The organism is Nocardia sp. NPDC051030, from assembly GCF_040683015.1.
In the GTDB taxonomy this organism is placed as follows: Bacteria; Actinomycetota; Actinomycetes; order Mycobacteriales; family Mycobacteriaceae; genus Nocardia.
Window position 1 is genome coordinate 103,519 of the sequence record NZ_JBFBCD010000008.1, and the last position, 24,109, is coordinate 127,627.

Here is a 24,109-nt window from a genome sequence, read left to right on the forward strand (position 1 = left end):
ACGATTCTTATGATCCTCTCAGAAAGCCTGGTAGGGCAGCCCCGGTGCCGGGGTTGTCCGCCAATGTCCTGCGCTTATCCGGCGCCGGAAGATCGGCCGGACACCCCGGCCCGCCACAGCATTACGCCTCGCTAACCTGGAATTCGCCTATTCCAGTTCGCCTTCGGTCTCCAGATAGACCTGACGCAAACGGTCGAGCGTGTCGCTCTCCGGATGCTCCCAGAGCTTCCGTTCCGCCGCTTCCAGCAAACGTTCCGCAATGCCGTGCAGCGCCCAGGGATTCGACTGCTCCATGAACTTGCGATTCACATCGTCGAAGACATAGCTCTCGGCAAGCTTTTCGTACATCCAGTCGGCGACCACATTGGTGGTGGCGTCATAGCCGAACAGATAGTCGACCGTGGCGGCCATTTCGAATGCGCCCTTGTACCCGTGCCGACGCATGGCATCGAGCCAGCGCGGATTCACCACGCGGGCGCGGAACACGCGGGTCGTCTCCTCGGACAGGGTGCGGGTGCGCACGGCGTCCGGGCGGGTGCTGTCGCCGATGTACGCCTCCGGATTCTTGCCGGTGAGCGCGCGCACGGCGGCGACCATGCCGCCGTGGTACTGGAAGTAGTCATCGGAGTCGGCGATATCGTGCTCGCGGGTGTCGGTGTTCTTGGCGGCCACCGCGATTCGCCGGTATGCGGTGCGCATGTCGTCGGCGGCGGGAGCGCCGTCCAGGTCGCGGCCGTAGGCGAAACCGCCCCACGCGGTGTAGACCTGCGCCAGATCATCATCGGTGCGCCAGCTCTTTGAATCGATGAGCTGCAACAGGCCCGCACCGTAGGTGCCCGGCTTCGACCCGAAGATCCGGGTGGTCGCGCGGCGCTCATCGCCATGCTCGGCCAGATCCGACTGCGCATGCGCGCGCACGTAATTCGACTCGGCGGGCTCCTCCAGCTCCGCCACCAGCCGCACGGCGTCATCGAGCAACGCAAGCACGTGCGGGAAGGCATCGCGGAAGAACCCGCTGATCCGCACGGTCACGTCGATGCGCGGCCGCCCCAGCTCCTCCAGCGAAATCGCCTCCAGGGTGGTGACACGGCGGCTCGCCTCATCCCACACCGGCCGCACACCCAGCAAGGCCAGCACCTCGGCGATATCGTCGCCGGAGGTCCGCATGGCCGAGGTGCCCCACACCGAAAGCCCCACCGAACGCGGGTACTCCCCGTGATCGGCCAGGTACCGCTCCAGCAGCGAATCCGCCATGGCCTGACCGGTTTCCCACGCCAGCCGCGAAGGCACCGCCTTAGGATCCACCGAGTAAAAATTCCGACCGGTCGGCAACACATTGATCAGCCCACGCAGCGGCGACCCACTCGGCCCCGCCGGAATGAACCCACCATTCAACGCATGCAGAATCCGCGAAATCTCCACCCCGGTCTGCCGCAACCGCGGCACCACCTCGGTAGCCGCAAACCCCAGCACCTTCCGCACCGCGTCCAGCCGCCCCGCAACCTCGGAGTCGGACTCCGCCGCTCCCACACCGGCTTCCGCGGCTGCGCGCCATCCACCGACGAGGTCTTCGGTGATCGCGTCGATGGAATCCACGTCCCAGTCGACCTCTTGCATGGCGGCGACCAGTTCGCGGGCACGGGTTTCGAAGGCGTCCACGCGGTTGCGGGATTCGTCACCGGCTTCGCTGAGGCCCAGGGCTTCTCGCAGGCCGGGGACATTGGATTCGCCGCCCCAGAGCTGGCGGGCGCGGAGCATGGCCAGGACCAGGTCTACTTCGGCTTCGCCGGTAGGGGCTTGGCCGAGGATGTGGAGGCCGTCGCGGATCTGGACGTCCTTGATCTCGCACAGCCAGCCGTCGACGTGCAGGAGCATATCGTCGAAGACTTCCTCGTCGGGGCGCTCCGCCAGGCCGAGGTCGTGGTCCATTTTGGCCGCGCGCATGAGCGTCCAGATCTGCTGGCGGATGGCGGGGAGCTTGGCCGGGTCGAGGGTGGAGATATTGGCATGCTCGTCGAGCAATTGCTCCAGACGCGAGATATCGCCGTAGGTTTCGGCGCGCGCCATGGGCGGGATGAGGTGGTCAACCAGGGTGGCGTGGGCGCGGCGCTTCGCCTGGGTGCCCTCGCCCGGATCGTTCACCAGGAACGGGTAGATGAGTGGGAGATCGCCGAGCGCGGCATCGGTGCCACAGGAGGCGGACATGCCGAGGGTCTTGCCGGGCAGCCACTCCAGGTTGCCGTGCTTGCCCAGGTGCACCATGGCGTCGGCGGCGAAACCGTCGGGGGCGGCGAGCCAGCGGTAGGCGGCCAGATAGTGGTGCGAGGGCGGCAGATCCGGGTCGTGGTAGATGGCGACCGGGTTCTCACCGAAACCGCGCGGCGGCTGCACGATCAACACCACATTGCCGAAACGCAGTGCGGCAATGACGATTTCGCCCTTGGGATCGGCGGAGCGGTCGACGTACAGCTCCCCCGGCGGCGGGCCCCACGCCTCGATGACGCCCGCGCGCAGATCGTCGGGGAGGGTCTCGAACCAGACGGTGTAGGCGGCCGCGCCGATGCGAATCGGGTTGCCCTCCAACTGTTCCGCGGTCAGCCAGTCCGGATCCTGGCCACCGGCGGCGATGAGGGCGTGAATGAGCGCGTCGCCGTCACCCTGCTCCAGGCCGGGGATCTCCCCCGGCTCGCCGAGATCGTATCCGGCGGAACGCATTTCATTCAGGATCTTGATGGCGCTGGCAGGAGTGTCGAGACCGACGGCATTGCCGATGCGGGCATGCTTGGTCGGATACGCGGACAGCACGATGGCGACCCGCTTCTGCTCGGCGGGAATGTGCCGCAGCCGCGCATACCTGGTCGCGATGCCCGCCACGCGTGCCGCGCGCTCGGCATCGGGCACATAGCTCGACAGTCCGTCGGCGTCGAACTCCTTGAACGAGAACGGCACCGTGATGATGCGGCCGTCGAACTCCGGCACCGCCACCTGGGTGGCGACATCCATGGGCGAGAGGCCGTCGTCATTTGCCTCCCACTGCTCGCGCCCACTGGTCAGGCAGAGTCCTTGCAGTATGGGCACATCCAGGTCGGCGAGCGCGCCCACATCCCACGCTTCATCATCGCCGCCCGCCGAGGCGGTAGCCGGTTTGGTGCCGCCCGCGGCCAGCACCGTCACCACCAGGGCATCGGCCGTGCGCAACCGGGCGAGCAGGGCCGGTTCGGCGGTACGCAGCGAGGCGCAGTAGATCGGCAGCGCCCGCGCGCCCTTGTCCTCGATGGCCGAGCACAGCGCGTCGATGTAGGTGGTGTTTCCGGCCAGGTGCTGCGCGCGGTAGTAGACCACCGCGACCGTCGCAGCGTCTTCGGCGAGCTCGCGGGAAATCCGTTCCAGCTCACCCCAGCTCGGCATCTCCACCGGCGGCTCGAAGCCATGGCCGGTGAGCAGCACCGTGTCGGACAGGAAGTTGTGCAGCTGCAAGAGGTTTCCGGGACCGCCCGCGGCCAGGTAGTTGTGCGCATCGGCGGCCACACCGCCGGGGACGGTGGAGCACTCCATGAGCTCGGCATCGGGAGCGATCTCACCGCCGAGCGCGACCATGGGAATCCCGCTGGCGCGCACCGCCTCCAGCCCCTCTTCCCAGGCACGCTTGCCGCCGAGGATGCGCACGATCGCCAGATCCGCGCCCTCCAGCAGGCCCGGCAGATCCTCCGGCAGCAGGCGCGCCGGGTTCGCGAGCCGGAAATCGGCCCCGCTGGCGCGCGCGCTCAGCAGATCGGTGTCGGAGGTGGACAGCAGCACAATCACAGGGTTCGGCCTTCCTAAGGGTTTCGCGCCCAGCACGGTTCGGCGCCCGCCGGGAAGGTCTGACTGTCACAGTGGCGCGACCGCACCGGAATTGCACCGGTTTCTTCTGGTCCGACGAGCCCCGCGATGCTATCGCGCCCGCATCACAGTGCGGCAAAGCCTGCTCCGTGAGCCTTCTCGGCCCTCCCCTCCAGGCGTACGCTCCCGGTATGCCAAACACCCCGGGTTGGGTCAGGCGGAACCGCTTTGCTGCCTGGTCAGGATACTTTTGCGTACTGGTTGCCTTCGCGACGCTGGCAATGGCATTGACGGCCGCGGGCAGCGGCCACACCCAATGGGCCATGCTCTCGGGCATCATCTGCGCGGCCACCGTCCTCTTCGGGCTCACGGTCGCAACCACCACCATCCACCGCGACCACACCGAACACCACAACGTCCCCAGCCTCCTCAACGACACCTGGGAAGTAAGCCCCGCCTTCGCCCGCCGCCGAGGCGCCCCGAAGTCCATAGAACCCCACCACGCAGGCTGACCCCTCCCCCAAAGGCGGGTGCCCCACCAGGCACCCGCCTTCACCCTGCCCGCCACTTCCACCGTCTTCATCCACGCAATCGGATGACCGGCGCGACAGTGCTCGCCCACGCGCGGCCCCCATAAGCGCTGCATGCGACGCACACCAAGATCAGGGAGCACTGGCGGCGGGAATCGCCTGGAAATCGCGCCACCACAGCTCCCTCGGTGGATGAGTTGGGTGGATCGCGTGTAGGTGGGGGTCGCCCGCGCACGGCCCGATGGGCGCTGCTCGTGCGGCGCACCAAGATCAAGGAGCGCTGGTGGCGAGAATCGGCTGAAAATTACGCCACCACAGCTCCCTCGGCGGAGGTGTCGGGTGGATCGCGGGGTGGGTGGGAGTCGCCGTAGGCTGGGTTGGTCATGAGCAGAACCGAATCCGACTCTTGCCCTGGTGTGCTGCGGCTGCATGAGGCAGCCGATGGGCCGCTCGCCCGTATTCGTGTGCCCGGGGGGCGGCTTACACCGGAGCAGTTGCAGGCGTTGGCCGAAGCGTCCGTTGAGCTGGGCGAGGGGAATATCGAGCTGACCTCGCGCGGGAATGTGCAGTTGCGGCGGGTGCGGGACGCGGGTGCGCTCGAGGAGCGGTTGAGGGCGGCCGGGTTGCTGCCCACTGCTTCACATGAGCGGGTGCGGAATATTGTCGCGTCGCCCTTATCCGGGCGGTTGGGTGGGTGGACCGATGTGCATCCGCTGGTCCCGGCACTGGATGCCGGATTGCAAGCCGAGCCGCGGTTGGCGGAATTGCCGGGGCGGGTGCTGTTCACTCTCGATGACGGGCGCGGGGATGTGAGCGGGCTCGGGGGCGATATCGGTGTGCACGCGATCGACGACACCACCTACGCATTGCTGCTCGCGGGCAAGGACTCCGGGGTGCGGGTGCCCGCGGGCGAGGCGGTCGACCTGATGCTCGCGGCCGCGCACGCGTTCCTCGAAGTGCGCGACGGCCAATGGCGGTTGCATGAAGTCCCCGAGGGGTCAGCGCGCGTCACCGAGCAGCTACTGGCCACCCGATCCGGTCTGACCACCTCCGACGAATCCGTCGAAGTGGCTGCGCGCCAAGACATCCCGATCGGCTGGCTCACCCAGTCCGATAACAACGTGGCACTCGGCGCAGGCATCCGCCTGGGCACCCTCCCCGCCCGCACCGCCGAATTCATCGCCGCCATCGAACGCCCCATCCTCCTCACCCCGTGGCGCAGCGTGGTCATCACCGACCTCGACGAATGGACCGCCGAACAAGTCGTCCGCGTCCTCGCCCCCATGGGCCTGCTCTTCGACACCAACTCCCCCTGGCTCCTGGTCAGCGCCTGCGCGGGCATGCCCGGCTGCGCCAAATCCCTCACCGACGTCCGCGCCGACGTCGCCGAAGCCGTCGAATCCGGCCGCGTACTCCACTCCGCCACACCACAATCCGCCCACGAGGCCCTCAACGCCGACGAAATCATCGCCTCCGGCCGCCAACACTGGTCCGGCTGCGACCGCCGCTGCGGCCGCCCCCGAGGCCCGGCCACCGACATCATCGCCACCACCACCGGCTACCGAATAAACCCACCCGCCTGAATCCCACCGCCGCAGCCCGCTCCCGCAGCGCGGTCAACGGACGGCATCGCCACCGTCAGCTCTCCATCGCCCATCCAGGCGCGCCGCCGCACGGTCACCAAGATTCGCGAACGACCACCGCATCGTCCCCTGCGAGCAGCTCCGGTCGCGGCCACAACGCCGAGACCATAGCGATTTTCGAGTGGGCATCCGACCAGCTCGACTACGACTGTCGCGATACCGACGCGCAGCGCCGCATTCTCAGTGACGTCTTCAATGGCCAGGCCTGGGAGGCATCGAAATCGGTGAGGGAGCTGTGGTGGTGGGAATTGCGGGGAAATCCCGCCACCACAGCTCCCTCACCGGCCAGCCCTGCCGGGGTCAGTGGATTGCGAGGCGGTGGTGGGTCGGGGTCCAGGTGGGGGTGACTGTGCCCTGTGAATCTTGTTCGACAGCCCGGGGAGAGGGAGAGTGGAGTATCCGCGGGTTGGAACGGGTGCGGGAGGTTGGCGTGACGGTTTCGAGGTTGAGCGATGGTGAGATCGCGGGGATGTCGGATGATGAGCGGCGGGAGTTGATTCGGCGGTTGCAGGTGCCGGTGGAGCGGGTGTTGCCGCGGCCCGAGGTGGTGCGGGTGCATCGGCGGGTTCGGTTGACGCTCATGGTCGGTGGGTGTTTGGCGTTGATTCCTTGGATGGTTTATCTGGGGTTGACGTTGCCTGCGGAGTATCACGCGCAGAATTGGTCGCTGGCTTGGATCGGGTATGACATTGTGCTGGTGCTCAGCATGGCGGCCACGGCGTATCTGGGGTGGCGGCGGCGGGTGTTGTTGATTTTGCCCGCGCTGGCTACGGGGGTGTTGTTGCTGGTGGATGCCTGGTTCGACATCGTGACCGCCGAGGCCAGTGATGTGTGGTGGTCGGCGGGCACGGCCATTGTGGGCGAGATTCCCTTGGCGGCACTGCAGATCAGTGGGGCGATCATGTTGTTCCGCTTCCTGATTCTCGCCCACCCGCTGCGCGATCCGACGGTCAGTGTGTGGAGGACTCCGCTGCCGTTCTGACCCCGTGCAATTCGAGAGTGCAGCATTTCACGCTGCCACCGGCCTTGAGCAGCTCGGACAAGTCGATGCCGACCGGTTCGTATCCGCGGGCGCGGAGTTGCTCGGACAGAGCGGTGGCGCGCTCACTGAGGAAGACGTGGAAGCCGTCGCAGACACCATTGAGGCCCAGCACATTCGCGTCCTCGTCGGTGGCGATGATGGCATCGGGATACATCTCGGCCAGCAGGCGCGCACTGGTGCCACTGAAGGCGGCCGGGTAGTAGGCAATGGTGTCGTCCAGGACCATGAGCGCGGTGTCGAGGTGGTAGAAGCGCGGGTCGACCAACTCCAGTGACACCACCGGCAGGCCGAAGAACTCCGCCACCTCACGGTGCGCGTCGCGAGAGCTGCGGAAGCCGGTACCCGCCAGAATGCGATTGCGGGAGATCGCGAAATCGCCTTCACCCTCATTGATTTCGTGCGCAGCCGCGACCTGGGCGTAGTGCTGCGCGGACATCCAGTCGTGATAGGCCGGACCCTCTTGCGCCCGTTCGGGATTGGCGAATCGCGCCGACAGCGCGCGATCACCGATCACCAGGCCGCCATTGGCCGCGAACACCATATCCGGCAGCCCCGCGACACCGTCCACCACATGCACGCGATGGCCGTGCCGTTCATAGGTCGCCCGCAAGGTCTCCCACTGCGCGAGCGCGAGCGCCTGATCCACCGGGGCGCTGAGGTCCATCCACGGATTGATGGCGTAATTGACGTCGAAGTGATCGGGGCGGCACATCAGGAACTCGCGCACCGTCGGGCGGCGGGCGCCCGACGGTTCTGGTGCGCGGAGGGTGGCTACGGACGTCAACGAGACTCCTCTCGAACACACTGATTCAGGTGTTTGGTTTCCAGCGTTGACACGAAGGTAAATGGCGTAGCGTTGCGTCTGAAATAGCGATTCATTGCGTGATCATGGATTCTGACAGCGAATCGTTGCGCGCGCCGAAGGGATCACCGTGGACGAGATCGACCGGCGGATTCTCGCCCACCTGCTCAAGCACGCCCGCGCCTCGTTCCAGGACATCGGCACCGTGGTCGGACTCTCCGCACCCGCGGTGAAGCGGCGGGTCGACAAGATGGTGGCCGGTGGCCAGATCACCGGATTCACGGCGGTGGTGAATCCGGCCGCACTGGGCTGGCGCACCGAGGCGTACGTCGAAGTCTTCTATCAGGACAACATCTCCCCCAGCGAACTGCGCCGCAGTCTCGAACCCATTCCACAGGTGGTGGGCGTGTGGACGATTGCCGGGGAGGCCGACGCGCTCGTGCACGTCATGGCCACCGATATGGCCGAGATCGAGGCCACCGTGGAGCGGATTCGGGAGAACACGCGGGTTGGGCGCACCCGCAGCAACATTGTCATGTCGCGGCTGATCGAGCGGCCGCGCACCTGATCCGGGCACCGCGAATCCCAGCCGTGTGGTCCGGCGCACTACCCGCTCCACGCGGCCGGGAGCGCGAAATCTAGGGTGGACGCCATGTCCGACGTGCGCACCAGCTACCTCACCGACGGGGCCGAGATCTATCGGCGCTCCTTCGCGACCATTCGGGCCGAGGCGGATCTCGCACGGTTCCCGGCGGATGTGTCGCAGGTGGTGGTGCGGATGATCCACGCTTGCGGGCAGGTCGATCTCGCGGGCGATGTGGAATACAGCGACGGTGTGGTGGCCGCGGCGCGGGCCGCGCTGCGGGGTGGCGCGCCCATTCTGTGCGACGCCAATATGGTCGCCTCCGGGGTGACGCGTAAGCGGCTGCCCGCCGACAATGACGTGCTGTGCCTGCTCGGCGATCCGCGCGTGCCCGAGCTGGCCGCGCTGATGGGCAATACGAGATCCGCTGCGGCACTGGAACTCTGGCGTGATCGACTGGAGGGCGCGGTGGTCGCCATCGGCAATGCGCCGACCGCGCTGTTCCATCTGCTCGACATGCTCGATGCGGGCGCGCCCCGACCGGCCGCGGTGCTCGGCATCCCGGTCGGCTTCATCGGCGCGGCCGAATCCAAGCAGGCCTTGGCCGAATACGGCGATATCGAATTCCTCACCGTGCGTGGCCGGCGCGGCGGCAGCGCCATTACCGCCGCCGCCCTCAATGCGATTGCGAGCGAGACAGAATGAGCGGCAAGCTCTGGGGCATCGGACTCGGCCCCGGCGATCCGGAGCTGGTGACGGTCAAGGCGGCGCGGGTCATCGGCGCGGCCGATGTGATCGCCTTCCACAGCGCCAAGCACGGCCGCAGCATCTCGCGCGCCATTGCCGCGCCCTATATGTGCGAGGGCCAGCTCGAAGAGCATCTCGTCTACCCGGTGACCACCGAGGCCACAGATCATCCCGGCGGCTATCAGGGCGCCATCGACGAATTCTACGAATCGGCCGCCGCCCGCCTGGCCGAACATCTCGCGGCGGGCCGCTCGGTGGCCCTGCTCGCGGCCGGAGACCCGTTCTTCTACAGCTCCTTCCAGCACATGCACCGCCGCCTGGCCGACCGCTTCGACTCCGAGATCATCCCCGGCGTCACCTCGGTCAGCGCCGCATCGGCCGCCCTGGCCACTCCCCTGGTCGAAGGCGAACAGGTCCTCACCATCCTCCCCGGCACCATGCCCACCGAGGAGCTCACCCGCCGCCTGCGCGAAACCGACGCCGCCGCCATCATGAAGCTCGGCCGCACCTATCCCGGTGTCCGCCAAGCCCTTTCCGATTCCGGCCGCCTCGCCGACGCCTACTATGTCGAACGCGCCAGCAGCACCCGCCAGCGCGTCCTGCGCGCCGCCGACGTGGATGAGGCCAGCGTCCCGTACTTCGCGATCACCATCGTCCCCGGCCCGAAGCCGGAAACCCGAATCACACTGACGGACACCACATCCGACGCTGCCACCGCCTCCACGCGCGGGACGGAAGCTTCGCCCCGTGATTCCGGCACATTCTTGGCCGGAACCCAGCGCGCAGTAGGTCATCCCGGCCAGGAGCATGCCGAGATGACGGGTGTCGCGACCACCGTAACTAGCGCGACCGCTACGCATGCGGCTCCCACCGAAATCTCGGTCGACTCGACCGCTGCCGCGCCCGCCGAGTTGCTCGCCGCGGCATCGACTGTGACACACGGTGATCCGCACGATGATCGAGCTGTGACCCGAGACGGCAGCTCGGCCACAGATACCGGGTCCGCGTCAGTCGCCGCAAACGTCGCCGCTCCGGGCACGGCTACGGATTCATCTGCGGCGCAGCTGGATCGAACGGGCGAAGTGGTGGTTATCGGGCTTGGCCCGGGAGCCGAGGCGTGGACTACTCCTGAAGTGACGAAGGCGCTGGCCGAGGCCACCGATATCGTCGGGTATTCGACGTATGTGAATCGGGTGCCGGTGCGGGCGGGGCAGCGGCGGCATGCGAGTGATAACAAGGTCGAATCCGAGCGGGCCGCAATGGCTTTGGATATGGCCAAGCAGGGGGCCAAGGTTGTTGTGGTGTCCTCCGGGGATCCCGGGGTGTTCGCCATGGCGGCGGCGGTTGTCGAGGAGTCGGCCGATCCGCAGTGGCGGGAGGTGCCGGTGCGGGTGCTGCCGGGGGTTACCGCGGCGAGTGCGGTGGCCAGTCGGATGGGGGCTCCGCTGGGGCATGACTTCGCCATGATCTCGCTGTCGGATCGGCTGAAGCCGTGGGAGGCCGTGGCCAAGCGGATTTCGGCGGTGGCGGGGGCCGATATGGCGTTCGCGGTGTACAACCCGGCGTCGTCGCAGCGCAAGTGGCAGGTGGCGGCGATGCGGGAGCTGGTGCTCGAGCACCGTAAGCCGGACACGCCCGTGGTCATCGGCCGCGATGTGGGCGGGCCGACCGAGACCGTGCGGGTGGTTACCCTGGGCGAGCTGGATCCGGCCGAGGTGGATATGCGCACGCTGTTGATCGTGGGCGCATCCACCACCACGGTGTTCGACGCGCCGGGCGGACCCCGGGTGTACACCTCGCGGCGCTACGGGGATTAATATTCCATAGTGGAACGTAGGCTGGAAGGAGTGGCAGTGACAGAAGAGAAATCGCGTCGCCAGCTCAATTCGACGGCCGCGTCTCTACTCGGATTCCTACACTGGGGCGATATGTCCGGATGGGACCTGGTCGCCCTGGCGCAGGACCGCATCGGCGACTTCTGGACCATCACCCAGAGCCAGGTCTACCGCGAGCTCGGCGCCATGCATCAGCACGGCCTGGTGGAGAAGGGCGAATCCGGCGCCCGCGACCGCACGCCCTACCGCATCACCGAGGACGGCCGCGAGGCCTTCGCCGAATGGATCGCCCGCGATCCGGGCGCGGAAACCATCCGCGTGCCGCTGCTGCTCACGCTGTCCTTCGGTGAATTCGTCGACCCACACCGGCTCGACCGCATCATCGCCGCCAATCGCACCGTGCACGAACAACGCCTGGCCAAATACCTTTCCGGCCACGACGAGCAGAAGATGTCGCCCTTCGAACGCGCCACCCTGGACTTCGGTATTCGCTACGAGCGGGCCGTCCTGGAATGGTTCGACCGGCTGCCCGAACTACTCGACCGCAATAGCCGACTGTCCTGATCGGTCTAACGCGCCTGGCGGAGCAACCAATCCCACGCCGCGGCAACGGTTTCCACCTGCGTCGCACCCTCCGGCAGGCGCGGCCGATCGATCATGACGACCGGCAGGCCGAGCTCACGGGCCGCGGTGAGCTTCGCCTCGGTGAGCGTTCCACCGCTGTCCTTGGTGACCAGGGCATCGATGCGACGGTCCGTGAGCAACTCGACCTCATCGGCGACGGTGAACGGGCCGCGCGCCAGCAGCACCTCATGCCGTTTCGGCACGGCGCATTCGGGCGGATCGATGGCGCGGATCAGGAACCACTGCTCCGACTCCGCGAAGGCCGCCACACCCTGGCGGCCGACGGTCAGGAACACGCGATCCCCCAGTCCGGCAACGGTTTCCGCCGCCACGACCAAATAGGGCACGCGAATCCAATTGTCCCCGGCCTGCTCGGTCCACGCCGGGCGGCGCAGGTGCACCACCGGCAACCCCAAACTGGTCGCCGCCGCGGCCGCATTGGCGGTCATCCCCCCGGCGAAGGGATGTGTGGCATCGATCACCGCCTGAATGCCGTTCTTGGCCAACCAGCTTCGCAGTCCATCCACGCCGCCGAAGCCCCCGATGCGCACCTGTCCCGCCGGCAGGATGGGTTGGCGCACACGACCGGCGAGCGAGGAGACGATATCGAATCCTCGCTCGCCGGAGGCGATGTCGGCCAGTTCCCGGGCTTCCCGGGTGCCGCCCAGAATCAGAATTCTCAGGGCTGCCCGCTGAAGTAGGCCGAACCCGAATCGATCAGCGGCTGTCCACCGGCGACCAGCAGGCCGATGAGCGCACCGAACGGCAGGCCGATGCCCAGGAAGAACGCACCGATGATCGCGCCGATCACGCCGCCCAGCGCCGCATGCTGCAACTCGGAGAAGAACCACTCCTGCGAGCCGATCTCCTTCGCGGTGACCAGCGGAGCGGTAACCGGGGTCAACGTGAGCTGCTTACCGTCATTGTCGATGCCCGCGGCCAGCTCGACCGGCTTGCCCTGCAGCTCCCCGGCCAGCGCGACCTGCGTGACCACCACACCGGCCTCGTTCTTCAGCACCACCTTCTTACCGGTGCTGTCCAGGCTGAACTGCCCACCCGTCACCTGCGTGATCACACCATTGCCGACCTCGGCCAGCTTCACGATGTAATCAACGCCCTGCTGCTTGCCCTGCACCTGCGGCGCGACCTGCTGATCCTGCACAACCGGGGCCGGATCGACGGGCGCGGCAGCACTGGTACCGGAAGCGATCCCGGTGGCAGCGACAGCAAGCATTGCGATGGCGGCGAACTTCTTGTACTTCATGAATCTCCCAAGACAACTAGTACCGAACCCGATAACGATCGGGTCACGGAACCGACCATACCTGCTGAAGCGTGAATGTTTCAGTACGAGTTACGCATTCCCTCGAGTCCTCATTGCGCCGCAGTAGCGAAAAAGCCACGCACGCACCATCAGAATGCCCCAATCACACCCGGGAACGGGCCGCGATCGCCCACAAAAGTGAGGTGGTTCCTCGGCCGCGAGGCGGTGAAGCTGAATTTCCCGACGACGAGTATCCGGCGCCTACCCGCGTTGCTCGATGGCGGTGATGAGTGTGCGGTCAGCGTCGCGACGGGTCGTCACTGTTTGCTTGAAGCTTTCCTGCAAGGCACCCGGACGCTGCTGTGTGACCTCGACGGTCCACATCTCCGAACCGGGCGGGATGGCGGCACTCACGTCCGGCGTGACCTGCACGCAGTAGCGGGTGCCGGACGGGACGTAGCTGTCGATGGCCTGTTGGAGGGTCGCGGCCTCGGAGATGTTGGAACCGTCGGCGACGACCTTGCGGGCGGCGGTGCCCGAACGCAGGACGTAGTAGGCATATTGGAAGGCCAGGATGGCGTCGGGGCCACTGGCGGTTCCGCCCGGATCGGTACCGGCCACCACGGTTGAATTGCGGCGTGAGGGGCATCCATCGACCGCTGGGCCCGCGGCGAGGGCGGAGGTGACGGCCGATCCGGTCGGGCGCGTGGAGGTTGTCGACGGGGAGGACGTGGCGGCTGCGGACGACGAGTCGGTATCCGTGACCGAGTAGATGAGCCCGGTGACGGCCACACCGGCCGCGCAGATCAGGGTGACGACGACAACCAGCAGCGGCAAGCGGGGCGAGTTACCGCCACGGGGAACGGCCGCGGGTCTACGCCCACCGGGAACGGGAGTTGCGGGTCTGCGGCCGCCAGGAACGGAAGTTGCGGGTTTACGGCCGCCGGGAACGGAAGTTGCGGGTTTACGGCCGCCGGGAACGGGAGTTGCGGGTTTACGGCCGACCGTCGCGAATGTCGCTGAGGCGGGGGGCTTTCGCGATGGGCCGGTGTTCGATCGCGGGCGGGCGGCCACGGTGGGCACGGGACGGGTGGCCGCTTCCGCCGGGGTGATCGCCGCGGTCAAGTCCGCGGACAACTCGAGACAGGTGGCGTATCGATCGGCGGGATTCTTCGCCATCGCGCGGGCGATCACCGGGCGCAGCGCGACCGGGAGACCCGGTTTCACGGCATCGGGTGCGGGAATCGCCCCGCTGAGATGGCTGTACATCAGATATTGCGGATCCCCGTCGGGGAACGGCGGTACGCCGGTGAGCATTTCGAACACCGTGCAGCCGAGGGAGTAGACGTCGGCGCGACGGTCGACCGGCACCGCGCGGTGGAATCGTTCCGGGGCGACATAGGAGAAGCTCGCCGCGATCGAACCGACATCGGTGAGGCTGTTTCCCTCGTGGACCGACTTCGCGATGCCGAAATCGGTGAGCAGCACCCATTCTCGCGGGTTCGCGGTCAAGAGGATATTGGCGGGCTTGACATCCCGGTGCAGCACTCCCGCGTCGTTCGCGTAGTCCAGGGCCGCGGCCACGTGCGCGGTGACGGCGGCTACACGGCGCAGCTCGAGCGGGCCGCCATCCAGTACGGCGGCCAGATCGGCCCCGTCGACATAGGCCATGGAGAGCCAGAGCAGGCCCTCTTCCTCGCCGCTCGCGAAGATCGTGACGATATTCGGATGGGATAGTCGCGCAATCGTATTCGCCTCCCACCGGAAGCGTTGCCGAACCTCTTCGTCGGCACTCGCTACACGATTGAGCACCTTCAGCGCGATGAACCGCGGCAGGTCCCGATCCCGGGCCAGGTACACCTCGCCCATCCCGCCGGTGCCCAGCAAACGCTCGATCCGATACCCGGCGAAGATAACCCCCGTCCGGAGTTGCCCACCCAACTATTCCTCCAATGCAGCTGCAAGCGCCGACAATACCGGCACGCGCGCGGGTACTGAACTCCCTCCTCCGTCGAGTCGGGGGGCGGATCCCTCGGCCGGGTGAGGTGGATACCCCAGGTGATCCCTGACCCGATATCCCCCGCAGGTGGGATTCGCTTCCGAGATTGTTTCGGTAGCTTCGGAATCATGCAGCCGCCGTGGACCGCCCGCTTACGAGGTGGGTGCCGTGTGGCGATCGTGTTCGGTGCGTGCCTGTTCGCCGTGGGCCTGCTCACCGCTCCCCCGGCTCGTGCCGACGGGCCGGCCGGTGGGGCGGAGTTGATGGTGGCGCAGTCACTGGGAGAACGGGAGTTGACGATCATCGTGCATCGGGCGCAACCGGTGCCGGGGCCCCTGCAGGTTGAGGTGGTCAGTCATGCCGGGACGGCGGCGGGGACGCTCACGCTCGGGGCGATGCCGACCGATCGCGGCGGGGCGGGGTCCTCGACGACCGTGCAGCTCACCGAGCGGGTGGGGCCCTATCCGGCGACACTGCGAGTCGATCATGCCGGGCCGTGGGAGCTCACGGTGTCCGATGGCGAACAGACTTCGCGCATACCGTTTCTCGTTGCCGCGCAGGTCGTGACGCCGTGGGAGCGCGCGGCCTACGGCGGATTCTTCACCGCGGGGGCGCTGGTGCTGGTGTCGCTGGGGACCGCGCTCATCGCCAAGCGGAGCTGGGTGGCGCTGGTGCCCGTGGGTGGGACCATCGCGGCGTTGACCGTGGCGGTCACCGCCGCGCTGCTGTCGTCGAGCGCACCGCAGCCGCGGCCCGCGGGCAGCCTGCTGGATCCGACCTCCGGGAATATCGGCGACCCGTATCCGGAACTCGGATTGCCGCTGACCACCAATTACTCACGCCCACCGGCGAATCTGACCGTGCGTGCCGAATCGGTCTCGACCGGCCATCCGACCGACGTGCAGCTCTCGCTGACCGATTCGGCGACCGGACGTCCCGTCGACGATCTGCTGGTCACCGATGACGCGCTCATGCATCTCATGATCGTCGGGCCGTCCGGGCGGCTGTGGCATCGGCATCCCATTCGCACCGCGCCCGGGGAGTATCGGATTCGGCTCGGCTTCACCGAGTCCGGGGATTACGCCATTGCCGCCGAAATTGCCCGGCGAGGAGGAGGGGTGCAATTGCTCCGGTCGTCACTACGGATCTCCGGGGATGCCGCACCCGGCACCGGCGATACGGCCGCTCCCGGCACCGAATTGAATGCCACCGATCTGGTCGCGGGTGAGCCCGGCACGCTCACCGCGCGTTTCGGCGGGGCGGCCGATCTGCAGCCGTGGCTGGGTATGGTCGGCCATCTCATCGCGGTCGGCCCGCTGCCCGAGGGCACCTCCCCCGGCACCACCGCGGGCACGGCTCCGATCTGGGCGCATGCGCATGCCATGCCGCCGACGCTCGCGGTGGGGGCACAGGCACCGGATGAGACCGTCGCCGCCTATGGCCCGAATGTCGCCTTCACCTTCACTTTTCCGCTGCCCGGCCGCTATCTGGTCTGGGCGCAGGCCGAACGCGGATATTCCGTGCTGACCGTGCCCGCCACGGTCGATGTCCGCGCGGCAGTGCCGCGATGACCGCGCGCCGGGGGCTCATCGCCGCCGCCGTCGTGATTGTCGCGGCACTCGTGGCGTGGTGGGTTTGGCCCAGCGACGACGCGAAAACGGTGCAGCGCATGAGCGCCGGGCCGTATCTCGTCACCTTGACCGTCGCCGATGGCACGCCCCGCACCGGCGACAACACCGTCGACCTTGAAATCACCGACCAGAAGGGCGATCCCGCCGCACCCGACAAGGTGTCGGTGGAGCCCGCCATGCCCCAGATGGGTCATGCCGTGCCGCCCAATCCCGCGACCTCCGCCGCACCCGGCCACTATCGCGCCACCGTGAGCCTGCCCATGCCGGGCCAGTGGGAGATCGCCGTGAACCTGTCCGGATCGCAGGGATCCGGGCGCGCCACCTTCGCCATCCAGGCCAATTGATCCGGGAGAAAAGGAAATGGACCTCACCGCCAATGCCCGCGGCATGACCGCCACCGCGGCTGCCCCGCTCACCGTTCGACCCTGGTTGCCCGCATCCATCCTGTTCGCCGCCAGCATGACCTTCGCGGTCGGCTCCACCTGGGATATCCAGTGGCACTCCGATGTCGGCCCGGACACCTTCTTCACGCTGCCGCATCTGTTCATCTATGCCAGTGCGGCGATCGCCGGATTCACCAGTCTCGCGGTCATTCTCGCCACCACCGCGGCGGGGCGGGCCGGACGGAGCGTGGACGGTGAACTCGGCGGGCCGGGCATCGGCGTCTTCCGCCGCACCTTCACCGCGCCGCTCGGGTACATGGTCGCGGCGCTGGGCGCGGCCTCGTTCCTGCTGTACGGATTGTGGGATCTGTGGTGGCACAGCCTTTATGGCTTCGATGCCATCATCGACTCGCCGCCGCATATCGGGTTGTTCCTGTCCAGCACGGCCATCTCGGTGGGCACGGTGATCGTGTTCGCGGCCGCGCGCGGACAGCGCTGGGGCGATATCGGCGCGCTCGTCAGCCTCGCGCACCTGCTGACTTCGAGCACGGTAACCGCATTGGCCGTGCAGCGGCTCAGCGTAGGAACCATCCGCTGGACCACCGCCGTGACCGCGTTCATGGTGATTCTTCTGCTTGTCGCGGGTGCGGCCTTCCGGCGCTGGGGCGCGACCATGGTGGCCGTAGCCGGGTCCGCCATTCAGGGCGTGTTCTGGTGGTTCGCGCCGTGGGCCGCGCGCGCCTATGCCGACTTCGTGGGATTGCCCATGCGCGAACATATTCGGGGCCTCCCGTCGACCCCGGCGCTGATTCCGTTCTGCCTGATTCCGGTCGGGATCGTGGTCGACCTGCTGGTGCGCCGCTCCGGCGGACCCACCTGGTTGATCCCCACCCTGGCAGGCGCCCTCGGCGGTGCGATCATCTCCCTCGCCGCCCCCTGGCAGAACATCATGATCTACGGCTCGCACCTACCGCTCACCGCGAACATCATCGCCACCACCATCGCCGGAGCCGTACTCGGCACCCTCGGCGGCTTCCTGGGCTCGGGCTTCGGCGCCATGCTCCGCCTGGCCGCCCCCACCGCCGGAGCCCGCGCATGATCCACCGCCTATTGACCGCCGCCGCAACACTTCTGGCCCTCCTCGGCCTCATGACGGCCACCGCCGCCACCGCCGCGGCCTACCAGCCCGTCAATATCGTCCACACCGAACACGTCCAAGCGGGCCCCTACAGCCTCACCATCGGCTTCAGCGAATGGCCTTTGCGCGCAATGCAATCCCTCGACTTCACCTTCATGCCCGAAGGCGGAGTAGACGACAAATCCGGAACCTTCAACACAATCCAACCCAACGGAAAACCCCGCAACACCCAACCCCTCTCCCGTCACCCCCGCAAACGCGACGTCTGGGGCCTCGACGTGAAATCCCTGGACAAGGAAGGCACCTGGACCTTCCACTTCGCCATCGACGGCCCCCAAGGCCACGGCGAAGGCAACCTCCAAAACCTCACCGTCCTCAAACAACCCGGCCCCCCACTGGGAATCAGCTGGGCCATCAGCACCCTCCCCCTCCTGGGCCTGATCGCCTTCCTCACCTACGCCTGGCGCCGCACCCGCCCCGCCATCCGCGCTAGTGCCGTGTCGGGCAACGTTTGTTAGGTAATCCGGGGGTTGAATCGCGAAATCCACTGTGTGCAGGCGCGAATCGTCGATTCACTGCGGCCCGCAGGTCTCGGTGGCCCTGCGAGCCGCGGACTTCAGCCATGGGTCGATGGCGGGGTCTTGGCTCAAGTCGGTGCGCGCGGCCAGTGCGGTGATGAGGTAGCGATGGTTGACCGAGTACGCCGCCATGCGGTGGGGGTTGTTCCCGCCGGCGTTGTTCACATTGTTTCCGGGTCCGGTCAGGGGATGCCAGATGACGAGGTCCGACTGAAGGTCGCTGGTCAGGTCGTTGGCGGCCGCTTTGGCTGTTGCCGCGTCCTGGAGTGGAAAAAGCTCGACCGAGACCATGACGGGAGGCGGTCCGTCGGGACTAGTCTGCTCCAGGTAGATGCCGAGAATCATGCCCGAACAGCCATGTTCGGCAAGCATTTCCACCACTTTGGTGCCACCGGCATGGCTACAGTCGGGCGGGGTATCGTTCTGCGGCGGACCGCCGGTTTGCAACGTGAACTTGGCACCTCGGTCGTCGGTGAAATTCGCGGCCAACAGGCCGATCGACGTGTACGGGGTGATGTCCGTCTTGGCGTCGTCCCGTAGGTCCTTCTTGACGGTTGTGGTGGCCGGTGTGCTGGGAGTCGACGTGTCGCTCGCGGCCGTCGCGGAAGAACTATCAGCAAGCCTGCTGACACCGTAGCCCCCGGCGGCTATCGTCGCCGTAACCAGCAAGACGATGCCGATGGCGATCCGCACCGGACGCCTCGTCGGGCGTGGATTCGACCATGGCTGAGGTCGAGAATCATGCACCGATTGCGACAATCCCGTGTGTTGCGGCCCCGCTGCGGCATACCCGACTGGAGGGCCGGAGTCGGTGAGCGGCGACCACCCTGGTCGTGATGTCACCCGATGGTTCAGCGCATGCTCCGCGGCTGCGGCCAGTTCGCCGCAGGTGGCGAATCGGTCGGCTGGGTTCTTGGCGAGGGCTCGCGCAATGACATCGTCGAACCTCGGTGGGACAGAGGGGTTTTGCCAGCTGGGGCGAGGGACCGGTGAGTTCAGGTGACCGGCCATCAGCTGTGCCGCATTGACTCCGTTGTACGGCAGCGAACCGGTAAGCATCTGGTACAGCGTGCAACCCAGCGAATACACGTCAGCGCGGCGATCCGCAATCACAGAGGAATCCAATCGCTCCGGCGCGGAGTATTGGAAGCTGGCGAGAACCTCGCCGGTTCGCGTCAGTTGAGCGCCGTCTTCGAAGGAGCTGGCGATCCCGAAATCGGTGAGCACGGCCCGTTCTCGGGTTCCGGCGGCGAGCAGAATATTCGCCGGTTTCACGTCACGATGCAGTATGCCCGCGTCGTTCGCGTAATCGATCGCATCGGCGGTCTCGGCGATGATTCGGACGGCGCGCCCCGGGTCCATCGCGCGGGCATCGTCCAATTCCCTTGCGACATCGGTGCCTTCGATGAAGGCCATCGCGATCCACAGCTGGTCGATCTCCTCGCCACGGGCATAGATTGTGACGATATTCGGATGACTCAGGCGTGCAATGGTATTCGCTTCCCGCTCGAACCGGCTCCGAAGTTCCCGGTCGCCGCTGGCGGTGCAGGTCAGCAACTTCAACGCCACCAGACGCGGCAGGTCGCGATCGCGGGCCAGGTACACCTCCCCCATCCCGCCCGCACCCAACGCCCTTACGATCCGATAGCCGGCAAACAACTCCCCCGGCCGCAACACATTCCCCACCCCAAGCACCCTCTCTGGTCCCGCGCACAGACCATACGCGGATTTCGTCCCCCCTGGTGCCCCGACATTGGGACACTTCCGAACGTTGACACCTGACAACCGATTCGGTTAAGACCGCTCGATAGGCACAGCGGGGGAACGCCTGACGCGCCGCAGACCATGCAACACGATCCAACCCAACGGAAAACCCCGCAACACCCAACCCCTCTCCCGTCACCCCCGCAAACGCGACGTCTGGGGCCTCGACGTGAAATCCCTGGACAAGGAAGGCACCTGGACCTTCCACTTCGCCATCGACGGCCCCCAAGGCCACGGCGAAGGCAACCTCCAAAACCTCACCGTCCTCAAACAACCCGGCCCCCCACTGGGAATCAGCTGGGCCATCAGCACCCTCCCCCTCCTGGGCCTGATCGCCTTCCTCACCTACGCCTGGCGCCGCACCCACGCAGGCCAACGAGTACCCGCATAACCGGACACCACACGCCAAAGCCGCAGCGGCCGTGGGCAATACCGCAGGGTCACCGTATCCGGCGCCACATGCCCTCACGGTCGATTGATAACAATCTGTTCTGAGTCTATTCCGTTCCGGTCTTTCCCTCGACCACATATCAAGTCCTAACCTGCGCATATGACGATTCAACTGACCGCGGTACTGAGGACCGCGCTCACACACGCCGGGAGGCAGTCATGCACAGGTTGCTAGTCCTGTATCCCAAGCCTGTCGATCCTGACCACTTCCGCGACTACTACGTGGCCAACCATCTTCCACTGGTTATGAATTGGCCCGGACTGCTTGCGTGTCGCTACAGCTTCGACGTGGCGACTACGAAGGGAGAAGCGCCGTATTTCGCGGTCTTCGAGGCCGACTTCGCGGACGCTGCCGCCATGGCCGCGGCGCGGTCGTCGGCGGAAGGTCAGCGGGTGTCCGCCGATGTCGTCAACTACGCCACCGGCGGTGTGGTCGTCATCGACTATCCGGTGCAGGACGGCATTAGCTGAGGCAGACCGGAACGCTTGCCTGTATCCAGCAGCCCGGACCGGTGGTGTGAGTTAGCGTGATTCACACAGCTACCACGTGAATATCGACTACTCGACGATGGAGCGGGCAGAGGAATGTCTCAGGTATTTCTGACCATGGCCATGTCACTTGATGGGTTCATCACTGGGCCGGATGACAATGCCGAGAATCCGGCGGGCACCGATGGGATGCGGCTGATGGATTGGCTTGGCGGCGGGGATCCTGGCGCAGAAGGGCTGGAGGCGATGCGGCCCAAGTATTCCCATGGCCAACTCGTGTTCGATGAGGCTTTGGCGACCGGTGCGGTGATCGCGGGGAAGCGGACGGGCGAGTTTGCCGGGTATTGGGGCGGGGATCATCACAATGGGGTGCCGATCTTTGTGCCGACGCATCAGGCGCCGGAGCACAATCCGTTCGAGCGGGTGCGATTTATTACCGATGGCATCGTTTCGTGTGTGCGGCAGGCTAAACAGGCTGCCGGGGAACGGGACGTGATGATGCACGGTGCCTATACCGGGCGGGAGGCATTGAAGGCCGGGGTGCTGGACATGATCGACATCCAGTTGCGGCCGGTGCTGCTCGGGCAGGGTCGACGGCTCTTCGATGGACTGCCACCCGAGCACACCGAACTCGATCTGGTGCGCACCCTCGAGGATCCCGGCGTCCTGCATCTGCGGTACGTGGTCCGCAAATAGCCTCGTAGTCCGACCGCACGAAACCTCCTGGCCCTCAGGGCTTCTGGACCGACCATTGGGTTACTGGGAGTTGGGGGCGCCAGGAGGTGAAGGTGCCGAGGGGTTCGGATCGGTAGATTTGGAAGCGGTGGAGGGTGCCGCCGTGGGTGGCGGAAAGCTTGGTGAGGAAGGCTTCTGATTCGGCGGTTACCGCGTTTGCGACCAAGCGGCCGCCGGGGCGGAGTCGCTGCCAGCAGGATTCGAACATGTCGGGTTGGGTTAGGCCGCCGCCTATGAAGATCGCGTCCGGGGCGGGTAGGTCCGCGAAGGACTCGGGGGCTGCGGGGTGGACCTCTACTTGGGGGACGCCTAGGGCTGCGGCGTTTTCGGTGATTTGTTTGCGGCGGCTTTCGAGGCATTCGAAAGTGACGGCGCGGCAGGTGGAATGGGTTCGGCACCATTCGATGGCGATGGTGCCGGAACCGCCGCCGATGTCCCAGAGCAGTTCGCCCGGGGCGGGGGCGAGGGCGGCCACCGTCAGGGTGCGGATCTCGTACTTGGTGAGTTGGCCGTCGCCGCTGTAGACGCTGTCGGGGAGGCCGGGCAGGCGGGTCAGGCGCGGTGCGGTGGGTGCAGCGACACATTCAATTGCGACGATATTCAGAACATCGCCGGATGGGCGGGTCCAGCCCGCGGCCGTCGCGCTGTCGGTAGTCTCGGCCGGGCCGCCGAGTTGTTCCAGGACCGTCAGAGTGGATTCTCCGAAACCATTGCGGGACAGCAGTTCCGCCAGTTGCGCGGGGGTGTGCTCGTCGGGGCTCAGGACGAGAATGCGGCGACCGTCGGCCAGTTCGGGTAGGACCGTTTCAAGGCGGCGACCGACGGCGCTGACCACGGGGGTTTCTGCCAGCGCCCAACCAAGGCGCGCGCAGGCCAGTGATACCGAGGACGGCTGCGGTAGGACACGAAGGGCCTGGGGCCCCACCAGGCGGGCCAGCGTGACCCCGATGCCGAAGAACATGGGGTCACCGCTGGCGAGCACGCAAACCCGCTGTCCTACAAACTGTTCCAGCAATCCGGGCAGGGCCGGAACCAGCGGCGACGGCCACGCCACCCGTTGTGCGGCGGATTCACCGTCGGGGACCAGCGCCAGTTGACGCTCGGATCCCAGCAGCACCGCCGCCGCCGCGATCTCTCGCCGCGCCGGGCCGCCGAGGCCGTCCCAGCCGTCGGCTCCGATACCGACCACGACGAGGGGACGGTTCTTTCGCCACGGCACAGCGGGAGTCGACGTCACCGCGGAGCCCGCCGCCAGATCGATCGCGGGGTGAAGCGCATGGCAGTGAAGACCAGCCGCAGACGGCGCGGCACCACGACCACTCCGGCGCGGCGGTAGAGCCCCGCGATGACTCCGTCGGCGACCTGATCGGGAGTACTGGAGAGCGGGGCCGGTTCCATGCCCGCGGTCATGCGGCCGATGACGAAGCCGGAGCGGACCAGCAGGAGGTGAACTCCGCTGCCGTGCAAAGCATCCTGCAAGCCGGAGGCGAAACCATCCAGGCCCGCCTTGGCCGAACCATAGACGTAGTTGGCGCGACGCACCCGCACGCCCGCGATGGAACTGAAGACCACGATCTGGCCATCGCCTTGTGCGCGAAGCAGATTCGCAAGGCTGGTGAGGACATTGACCTGTGCGACGTAGTCGGTGTGCACGACGGCGACCGCGTGCGCCGGATCCTGTTCCGCCCGAGCCTGATCCCCGAGAATGCCGAAAGCCAGTACCGCCACGCCGATGCGCCCGTGCTCGGCGATGATCTTGTCCAATAGTGGCGCATGGCTGTCCAGATCGTCCGCGTCGAACTCCACGCAGTGCACCGCGGCCGCCCCGTGCTGCCCCAGTTCCCGCCGCTGTTCGCGCAGTTCCTCACTGCGTCGCGCGGCCAGAATCACCACGCGGCCCGGCGACAGGCGCCGCGCCACCTCGAGTCCGATCTCACTCCGCCCGCCGAGCAACAGCACGACGCCTGCATCGACGTCCCGCGATCCGAATGCCATGGCAGACAGTGTGCCACCCGCCACCGATCCCCTCGCCGAGTCTCCCGATCCGCGC

At 66.8% G+C, this 24,109-nt stretch carries 22 protein-coding genes; 14 read left to right on the forward strand and 8 right to left on the reverse strand.

Annotated elements, in window-relative coordinates; translation table 11 throughout:
* Nucleotides 1-147: 147 nt before the first annotated feature.
* Nucleotides 148-3,804, reverse strand: coding sequence for a cobaltochelatase subunit CobN (gene cobN, locus AB0N05_RS26005; RefSeq protein ID WP_364698467.1), 3,657 nt, complete (start codon nt 3,802-3,804; stop codon nt 148-150).
* A 299-nt stretch (nt 3,805-4,103) separates the two neighbouring features.
* On the opposite strand from cobN, the gene AB0N05_RS26010 reads away from it, so the two are divergent.
* From AB0N05_RS26010 to AB0N05_RS26020, 3 genes are all read left to right on the forward strand, one after another.
* Nucleotides 4,104-4,334 (forward strand): hypothetical protein, encoded by a 231-nt coding sequence (locus AB0N05_RS26010; RefSeq protein WP_364698468.1) that lies wholly within the window; start codon nt 4,104-4,106, stop codon nt 4,332-4,334.
* Between the two features lie 395 nt (nt 4,335-4,729).
* On the forward strand, nt 4,730-5,935 hold the full coding sequence (gene cobG, locus AB0N05_RS26015) for a precorrin-3B synthase (protein WP_364698469.1): 1,206 nt from the start codon (nt 4,730-4,732) through the stop codon (nt 5,933-5,935).
* 490 nt (nt 5,936-6,425) lie between these two features.
* Complete coding sequence (locus AB0N05_RS26020) at nt 6,426-6,977, forward strand: hypothetical protein (protein ID WP_364698470.1); 552 nt, start codon at nt 6,426-6,428, stop codon at nt 6,975-6,977.
* On the opposite strand, the gene ddaH is transcribed toward AB0N05_RS26020, so the two are convergent.
* Nucleotides 6,946-7,821 (reverse strand): dimethylargininase, encoded by an 876-nt coding sequence (gene ddaH, locus AB0N05_RS26025; RefSeq protein WP_364698471.1) that lies wholly within the window; start codon nt 7,819-7,821, stop codon nt 6,946-6,948. The genes AB0N05_RS26020 and ddaH overlap by 32 nt on opposite strands.
* A 148-nt stretch (nt 7,822-7,969) precedes the next feature.
* On the opposite strand from ddaH, the gene AB0N05_RS26030 reads away from it, so the two are divergent.
* The 4 genes from AB0N05_RS26030 (at nt 7,970) to AB0N05_RS26045 (ending at nt 11,568) form a co-directional block, all read left to right on the forward strand.
* Nucleotides 7,970-8,407 carry an Lrp/AsnC family transcriptional regulator gene (locus AB0N05_RS26030; RefSeq protein ID WP_364698472.1) on the forward strand — a complete coding sequence of 146 codons (438 nt, stop codon included), beginning with the start codon at nt 7,970-7,972 and terminating at the stop codon, nt 8,405-8,407.
* A gap of 84 nt (nt 8,408-8,491) precedes the next feature.
* A complete protein-coding gene (locus AB0N05_RS26035; protein ID WP_364698473.1) occupies nt 8,492-9,127 on the forward strand; it encodes a precorrin-8X methylmutase in 636 nt (211 codons plus the stop codon).
* On the forward strand, nt 9,124-10,986 hold the full coding sequence (gene cobJ, locus AB0N05_RS26040) for a precorrin-3B C(17)-methyltransferase (RefSeq protein ID WP_364698474.1): 1,863 nt from the start codon (nt 9,124-9,126) through the stop codon (nt 10,984-10,986). The genes AB0N05_RS26035 and cobJ overlap by 4 nt, the downstream gene beginning before the upstream one ends.
* A gap of 36 nt (nt 10,987-11,022) precedes the next feature.
* Nucleotides 11,023-11,568, forward strand: a complete 546-nt coding sequence (locus tag AB0N05_RS26045; protein ID WP_364698475.1) for a PadR family transcriptional regulator — start codon at nt 11,023-11,025, stop codon at nt 11,566-11,568.
* Nucleotides 11,569-11,573: 5 nt separating this feature from the next.
* Here the strand turns inward: AB0N05_RS26045 and AB0N05_RS26050 are convergent, their stop codons facing one another.
* From AB0N05_RS26050 to AB0N05_RS26060, 3 genes are all read right to left on the reverse strand, one after another.
* Nucleotides 11,574-12,311 carry a cobalt-precorrin-6A reductase gene (locus tag AB0N05_RS26050; RefSeq protein WP_364699091.1) on the reverse strand — a complete coding sequence of 246 codons (738 nt, stop codon included), beginning with the start codon at nt 12,309-12,311 and terminating at the stop codon, nt 11,574-11,576.
* Nucleotides 12,308-12,892: a hypothetical protein gene (locus AB0N05_RS26055; protein ID WP_364698476.1), complete on the reverse strand. Its 585-nt coding sequence runs from the start codon at nt 12,890-12,892 to the stop codon at nt 12,308-12,310. Before AB0N05_RS26055 ends, AB0N05_RS26050 begins: the two co-directional genes overlap by 4 nt.
* Nucleotides 12,893-13,153: 261 nt before the next feature.
* The gene (locus tag AB0N05_RS26060; RefSeq protein WP_364698477.1) at nt 13,154-14,833 is read right to left on the reverse strand and encodes a protein kinase; all 1,680 of its coding nucleotides are present in this window, start codon (nt 14,831-14,833) and stop codon (nt 13,154-13,156) included.
* 228 nt (nt 14,834-15,061) lie between these two features.
* Between AB0N05_RS26060 and AB0N05_RS26065 the strand changes: the two genes are divergently transcribed.
* The 4 genes from AB0N05_RS26065 to AB0N05_RS26080 are packed head-to-tail and all read left to right on the forward strand — an operon-like array spanning nt 15,062 to nt 18,561.
* Entirely contained in the window at nt 15,062-16,462 is a 1,401-nt protein-coding gene (locus AB0N05_RS26065) for a hypothetical protein (protein WP_364698478.1), read from the forward strand.
* Nucleotides 16,459-16,866 carry a FixH family protein gene (locus AB0N05_RS26070; protein WP_364698479.1) on the forward strand — a complete coding sequence of 136 codons (408 nt, stop codon included), beginning with the start codon at nt 16,459-16,461 and terminating at the stop codon, nt 16,864-16,866. The genes AB0N05_RS26065 and AB0N05_RS26070 overlap by 4 nt, the downstream gene beginning before the upstream one ends.
* A gap of 16 nt (nt 16,867-16,882) precedes the next feature.
* On the forward strand, nt 16,883-18,004 hold the full coding sequence (locus AB0N05_RS26075) for a hypothetical protein (RefSeq protein ID WP_364698480.1): 1,122 nt from the start codon (nt 16,883-16,885) through the stop codon (nt 18,002-18,004).
* Nucleotides 18,005-18,054: 50 nt separating this feature from the next.
* Nucleotides 18,055-18,561 carry a hypothetical protein gene (locus AB0N05_RS26080; RefSeq protein WP_364699093.1) on the forward strand — a complete coding sequence of 169 codons (507 nt, stop codon included), beginning with the start codon at nt 18,055-18,057 and terminating at the stop codon, nt 18,559-18,561.
* Nucleotides 18,562-18,615: 54 nt separating this feature from the next.
* On the opposite strand, the gene AB0N05_RS26085 is transcribed toward AB0N05_RS26080, so the two are convergent.
* The gene (locus AB0N05_RS26085) at nt 18,616-20,316 is read right to left on the reverse strand and encodes a serine/threonine-protein kinase (RefSeq protein WP_364698481.1); all 1,701 of its coding nucleotides are present in this window, start codon (nt 20,314-20,316) and stop codon (nt 18,616-18,618) included.
* Nucleotides 20,317-20,554: 238 nt separating this feature from the next.
* On the opposite strand from AB0N05_RS26085, the gene AB0N05_RS26090 reads away from it, so the two are divergent.
* From AB0N05_RS26090 to AB0N05_RS26100, 3 genes are all read left to right on the forward strand, one after another.
* Nucleotides 20,555-20,776: a hypothetical protein gene (locus tag AB0N05_RS26090; RefSeq protein ID WP_364698482.1), complete on the forward strand. Its 222-nt coding sequence runs from the start codon at nt 20,555-20,557 to the stop codon at nt 20,774-20,776.
* 218 nt (nt 20,777-20,994) lie between these two features.
* Nucleotides 20,995-21,306 (forward strand): EthD family reductase, encoded by a 312-nt coding sequence (locus AB0N05_RS26095; RefSeq protein ID WP_364698483.1) that lies wholly within the window; start codon nt 20,995-20,997, stop codon nt 21,304-21,306.
* A 114-nt stretch (nt 21,307-21,420) separates the two neighbouring features.
* On the forward strand, nt 21,421-22,020 hold the full coding sequence (locus AB0N05_RS26100; protein WP_364698484.1) for a dihydrofolate reductase family protein: 600 nt from the start codon (nt 21,421-21,423) through the stop codon (nt 22,018-22,020).
* Nucleotides 22,021-22,054: 34 nt separating this feature from the next.
* On the opposite strand, the gene cbiE is transcribed toward AB0N05_RS26100, so the two are convergent.
* On the reverse strand, nt 22,055-23,278 hold the full coding sequence (gene cbiE / locus AB0N05_RS26105) for a precorrin-6y C5,15-methyltransferase (decarboxylating) subunit CbiE (protein ID WP_364698485.1): 1,224 nt from the start codon (nt 23,276-23,278) through the stop codon (nt 22,055-22,057).
* 14 nt (nt 23,279-23,292) lie between these two features.
* A complete protein-coding gene (locus AB0N05_RS26110; protein WP_364698486.1) occupies nt 23,293-24,054 on the reverse strand; it encodes an SDR family NAD(P)-dependent oxidoreductase in 762 nt (253 codons plus the stop codon).
* Nucleotides 24,055-24,109: the final 55 nt, after the last annotated feature.